This is a genomic window from Oleiphilus sp. HI0061, assembly GCF_001635675.1.
The window spans coordinates 1-6,234 of the sequence record NZ_LWFE01001033.1 but is presented as its reverse complement, the minus strand read 5'-3'; the positions used below and the strand labels follow the sequence as shown (position 1 = coordinate 6,234).

The 6,234-nt window shown below is 42.7% G+C and carries 3 protein-coding genes; 1 reads left to right on the top strand and 2 read right to left on the bottom strand.

Features of this window, described 5'->3' with window-relative positions:
* Positions 1–830 (bottom strand): transketolase family protein (locus A3735_RS13090; protein WP_255375172.1); only part of this gene is annotated, 830 nt, incomplete at its 3' end.
* Positions 831–923: 93 nt separating this feature from the next.
* Positions 924–5,792: an NAD-glutamate dehydrogenase gene (locus A3735_RS13085; protein WP_068634567.1), complete on the bottom strand. Its 4,869-nt coding sequence runs from the start codon at positions 5,790–5,792 to the stop codon at positions 924–926.
* Positions 5,793–5,941: 149 nt separating this feature from the next.
* On the opposite strand from A3735_RS13085, the gene A3735_RS13080 reads away from it, so the two are divergent.
* A partial coding sequence (locus A3735_RS13080; RefSeq protein ID WP_156499650.1) for a MoxR family ATPase occupies positions 5,942–6,234 on the top strand: 293 nt, incomplete at its 3' end.

The following is a 6,234-nucleotide window of genomic DNA, read 5'->3' as shown; positions in this document are numbered from 1 at the left end:
AAGCGCTCACGAGTTGCAGCAATTTCATCATCACCCAACGGAGCACCGTGACAATCTTCTTTACCTTCTTTATTTGGCGAACCAAAACCTATTACTGTTTTACAGCAAATAATAGTTGGCTGAGTAGTATTACTTTTAGCTTCTTTAATGGCCGCCTCGATGGCATCAGCATCATGACCATCTACATTAGGAATAACTTGCCAGTTATAAGACTCGAAGCGCTTAGGTGTATCGTCAGAGAACCAACCTTCGACTTCACCGTCTATTGAAATGCCGTTATCATCATAAAAAAGTACCAATTTACCCAAGCCAAGCGTACCTGCTAAAGAACACACTTCGTGGGAAATACCTTCCATCAAACAGCCATCACCAGCAAATGTATAGGTGTAATGATCAACGATATTATGACCTTCACGGTTAAATTGCGCAGCAAGTGACTTTTCGGCTATCGCCATACCCACCGCATTAGAAATACCTTGACCAAGAGGGCCAGTGGTAGTTTCAACTCCGGGTGTGTATCCGTATTCAGGGTGACCTGGCGTTTTAGAATGTAGCTGTCGGAAGTTTTTAAGATCTTCAATACCCAGATCATAACCGCTTAAGTGCAGCAAAGAATAGATAAGCATTGAACCGTGGCCGTTGGACAATATAAATCGATCGCGATTTGGCCAAGACGGGTTCTGAGGGGTATGCTGTAAGTGGCCGTTCCATAACACTTCAGCAATATCAGCCATTCCCATTGGCGCGCCAGGATGGCCAGACTTTGCTTTTTGAACTGCATCCATACTTAACGCACGAATGGCATTTGCTAGTTCACGACGTGACGGCATTAAATTTCTCCCGAAAGATGATCTAAAAAAGCCGCCATTCTCGCTTAAATTACCCTATTGAGCAAATAAAACTTGAACAATAGGGTAATAATATTATGAAGCCTGGGAGGCCGAGTGAACCGTACTCTGGGCAAGGTCCAGCAACTCTCGCAACGCAACTGAATACATTGAAAACTCTGCATCTTCGGTAGCTTTGAATTCAGTGAGCATCTGACGCCATCGCGCCACAAGCTCATCATGCTGCTCCATCCATAAATCGACACGTTTATTTATGTCTTTCGGGGCATCATTCAACTTCAACAAACCGACAGTTAAAGCACGCTGCTGCCAGTCTAGATCTTCTCTGAAAGCTTCACGCGCTAGTGCTTGCCAGTGAGTTAAAGGCGTAAGTGCGTTAATTTGGTAGGAGAACCAAGTTAGCTCTAAGCGATTGCCCAGTAAGTAGTAAATTTTGGCAACCTGATCCAGAGAGCCATCACCCTCTTCCTGCGCCTCTATAATCCCAAGCGCAGAATACAAATGACTGGCCCCAGCGACAATACCTGCGAGCTTTTCCGGCACACCTTGCTCGACCAGGCTATCAAACTTATCTTGCCATAACTGGGCAGATGCGCCAGTCAGGTAACTTGGTAACGATTTAGCAATCTTGGCTATACCAGTTTTGAAACGGTCCATATTCTCAGTAACGTTTAATTCACTGCGACGATTTCTGATCAGCCAGCGACATGCTCTGCGCATTAAACTCATTAACTCAGCCATCATACTGTACTGGAGGTCACTGGAAATAAGGTAATCAAGATCCTCTATTTGCCCCCAAATATTTTCAAGGTCAAATACATCACGCGCGATAATATAAGCCAAAGCAACTGAAGAGGAGCTTGCACCTGTTGATTGCTTTAACCGCTCAACGAATGTAATCCCCATATGATTGACCATATCGTTAGCAACCTGCGTTGATATGATCTCTCTTCTTAAGCGATGATCATGAAGTTGAGCACCGTATTTCTTGACTATCTGTTGTGGGAAGGCGACCTCAATTTCATCACTCAAGTGGTCATCATCAGGAAGGTTCGAGTTAATAAGCTCTTCTTTAAGGTCACCTTTTACATAGGAGATAAGTACTGATAACTCGGGTCTTGTTAGCCCCATATCTAGAGACTTTCGCTCAGTGATATCGTCATCACAAGGCAGGAACTCAAGTTCACGATTCAGCTTTCCTGATGCTTCCATTGCATTGATCAGACGTCGATACTCTTCCATTCTTGGCATCGCATCTTTAAGCGCTATACTAATTGCTTGTGTTTGACGGTAGTTATTTTTTAAAACGAGATCAGACACGCTATCCGTCATGTCTGCTAACAGTTTATTTCTTTGCTTCTCAGTTAAGTCTCCATTCAGCAATATATCATTCAAGAGGATCTTTATATTCACTTCATGATCTGAGCAGTCTACGCCAGCCGCGTTATCGATAAAGTCTGTATTTAATTGCCCGCCACTCTGAGCATACTCAATACGAGAAAGCTGGGTCATACCCAAATTTCCGCCCTCACCGACTACTTTGGCTTTTAGCTCTTTACCGGTGATACGTAATACATCATTAGCCTTATCACCCACATCCGCGTGAGTTTCCTTGCTCGACATAATATAGGTGCCAATGCCGCCAAACCAAAGCAGGTCAACCTCTGCCTTTAGTATTCGATTTATCAAATCATTTGGAGCCAGGCGCGTTTCCTTTGTACCGATAAAGTCCTGCATTTGCTTCGAAAGTTCAATAGACTTAGAGGAACGTGAATAAATACCGCCACCTTCAGAAATCAGTTCTTTGTTATAGTCATCCCAGGTAGAGCCCTGCAGTTCAAACAAGCGCTTTCTCTCTGAAAAGCTTGTTGAAGGGTCCGGATCAGGATCAAAGAAAATGTGCATATGGTTAAATGCCGCTACTAGCTTGGTATGCTTGGATAGCAGCATGCCATTTCCGAAAACATCGCCTGCCATATCACCGATACCAATTGCAGTGAATGGCGTTGTTTGCGTATTAAGACCTAGCTCTCTGAAATGGCGCTGAACTGATACCCAAGCGCCTTTTGCAGTGATCCCCATTTTCTTGTGGTCGTAGCCGTGACTACCACCCGAAGCAAAGGCATCACCAAGCCAATGCCCCTTCTCCAAAGATATCTCATTCGCAATATCAGAGAAGGTTGCTGTGCCTTTATCCGCGGCAACTACGAGGTAATAATCGTCATCATCATGACATACGACTTCGGTCGGCTTAACCACTTCACCATTAACCAGGTTATCGGTTACATTAAGCATTCCGGTAATAAAGGTTTGGTAACACGCAATCCCTTCAGCGATGAAGCCTTTCCGGTCGCTTGGAAAATTCTTAGCAACGAAGCCGCCCTTCGCACCAACCGGAACGATAACAGCATTCTTAACTTGCTGAGCCTTAACCAAGCCTAAAACTTCAGTGCGATAATCTTCATAACGATCAGACCAACGCAAGCCACCACGAGCAACCTTCCCCCCACGCAAATGAACCCCTTCAACCCTGGGCGAATAAACAAATATCTCATACATTGGAACGGGCAAAGGAACGTTTGGAATTAAACGCGGCTGCAACTTATACGAAATATAACTTTTATCCGCACCACCGCTATCGTGCTGATAGAAGTTTGTACGCATCGTTGCTTTGATCAAATCAAGATATAAACGCAGAATCTTGTCTTCGGTCAGGTTATGTACATTGTTTAGCGCCTTGTAAAAGTTTTCTTCTATCTTATCTAGCAGCTTTAGATTCTTTGCAGATAAAGCGTTTGCACCGGGTTTAAAACGGTGTTCAAAATAGTCGCTAAGCAAGGCCGTGATTTCTACGTTTGACACCACCGTATTAGAAATAAACTCTTGAGAGTTGCTAACGCGAATCTGTTGCATATAACGGGAGTAAGATCGTAGCATCGCGATTTGACGCCAATTCATATAGGCACTGATTATTAACCTATTAAATCGGTCATTCTCTGCGTCTCCCTGCCACACTTTGATAAATAGCTCTTCGAAATTATCACGAATCTTCGAAATATCAATTGGCTTCTGATCGCTTGTCGTCAACATAAAATCATGTAACCACACCGTAGCTCCTTCACGATCAATACTTTCGTAAGGGTTCTCACCGATAACTCTCAGCCCCATATTTTCGAAGATAGGCATGACATCAGACAATGGGATCGGTTGATCAGCATGAAAAAGCTTAAAGTGAACGACTTTTTCATTTTCTTCTATCGTTCGATAAAAACTCATACCAATCGTATTTTCAGTTTTTACCTTTTCTATATTCTCGATATCGACCGCAGCTCTTCGAGGCGAAAACTCTTCTCGATAACTTGATGAAAAAGCGGATCTATAACGGTTGATATAAGTATTTGCTTTCTCTTCGCCGTAAGCATCAAACAAAGATTGCTCTAGATCGTCTTCCCAAGACTGAGCTACAGCAACAATTTTCTCTTCAATGTCAGCAACGTTAAACGCACTTCGGTCAAAATGTTCAACACGCAAGTTAATATGGGTTCGCGCAAGCACTGACTCAGATATAAATGTATTAAAGTCAGTATCAGCAGCACCTAAACTATCTTGTAAAATTCGCTGAATTTTAAGGCGAATATCCGTGCTATAGATTTCTCTTGGGACATAAGCCAAACATGAGACAAACTGGCTAAAAATATCCTCTCTTATAAATAGCCTTGTCTGCTTTCGCTCCTGTATATAAAGGGTTCCCATAATAACGTCGAGCAACTCATCCTTATCAATCTGGAACAGATCCTCCCGTGGAAAAACTATCAGAGACTGCAGAAGCTCCTTGCCCCGATAGTCCCGTATATTTAAACCCGAGTTTTCAGAAACGTAGCTGATTTTATTCCGCAACAAAGGAATGTTTGCAGGCGATTCAGAATACATTTTTGCGGTGTATAGGCCAATAAAACAACAGATACCGGCTAAATTGCCATCTTTATCAAAACGCTTTACACCAACACACTCTGGATAAACAGGTCGATGAACGGAGGACCGCTGAGAAGCCTTTGAGAAAAAGAACAAATTGCTACCGAAAATTTGTTGCTTAGAGGCTTTTGGCAACTTGTTCAGTTCTGACTTTTCGATAAAATCTACAAAGCGATGAACCAGCCCCAGGCCGCTTCCTTTAACGAGGTCGAAACTTTCACTTCTTCCCTCTTTCTTTAGGTCATAATCTACACAACCCAAGAAGATGAAGCGTTCATCCCCCATCCAGCGTAAAAACTCGCGCCCCTCTTCAATGTCTTCAGGCGCAATAGTTTTATAATTCTTTTCGGTTAGGTTTTCTATCAAGCTCTGTTTCTTGGTAAGCATATTTTCATAGTCGCCAACCATCGTTGAAACGTCTGACATCACTTCATTGATAGCCTTTAGCAAAGACTTCTGAGACGCTGAATCGCTATGCCGATCTATCTCGATAAATATAAGCGCTTCATCATTGCAGGTTGATTCTTTTGCGGCGGCACCACTTTTAAGGGATTCAATATCACCATTTTTTGCTCGTTCGCAACGGATATTTGCATACTGAATACTATGAATTTTGACCATGCGATTAGAAAGGATTAGCCTGATCGAATCGACAATAAACGGCATGTTTTCTTGAAGCACCACGAGTACAGTATGGGGTGACTGCCAATTATGGTCTTCAAGGTTCGGGTTAAAAACCTCAATTTTCGCCTTTGTACCTTTGTGCGATGAAGAAAACTTCCATGCCGACATAACAAGGCCGAGCATATCCGAGACTCTACGGTCTTCGAATTCCTCTATAAACGTGCTTGCGAAAAGCTGGTCGACAAACTGGGTAACCAACGCTCCCTGTTTGACACCTAACTTATCCTTAACAGAGTCTTTAATCTGGGAAATGAATTTTTTCTTACTTGTGGTATCAATAACCTTCATTATTATTTTCCGCCATTTCAATCAACAAAGCTCACAACTTACATTAGTTAAATGAATAATAGTTCATTGACAGGAAATTGCTTATTAATCATCTATCTATTAAGTTTAATCTTCGATTTTTTTAGAAATATTATCTAGGTTATTGCACTATGAGCGCACATGCAGCATTTGATCAATTAAATACAGCTCTCAGCAAACGAATTCTTGGCCAGGCACATTTGGTCGAGCGATTGCTAATTGCCCTTTTGGCAGATGGCCACTTACTAGTTGAAGGCGCGCCCGGGCTTGCAAAAACAAAGGCAATCAAAGAACTTTCCGATCGAATTGAAGGCAACTTTCAACGCATCCAGTTCACACCTGATCTACTCCCTTCCGATGTAACCGGCACAGAAATATATCGTGCCGCGAAAGGAGAGTTTGAATTTCAAAAAGGCCCAATATT

What these genes read in the sequence shown, in the direction of transcription:
- A3735_RS13085 (WP_068634567.1), bottom strand. Translation starts at nt 5,792, where the DNA reads ATGAAGGTTATTGATACCACAAGTAAGAAAAAATTCATTTCCCAGATT.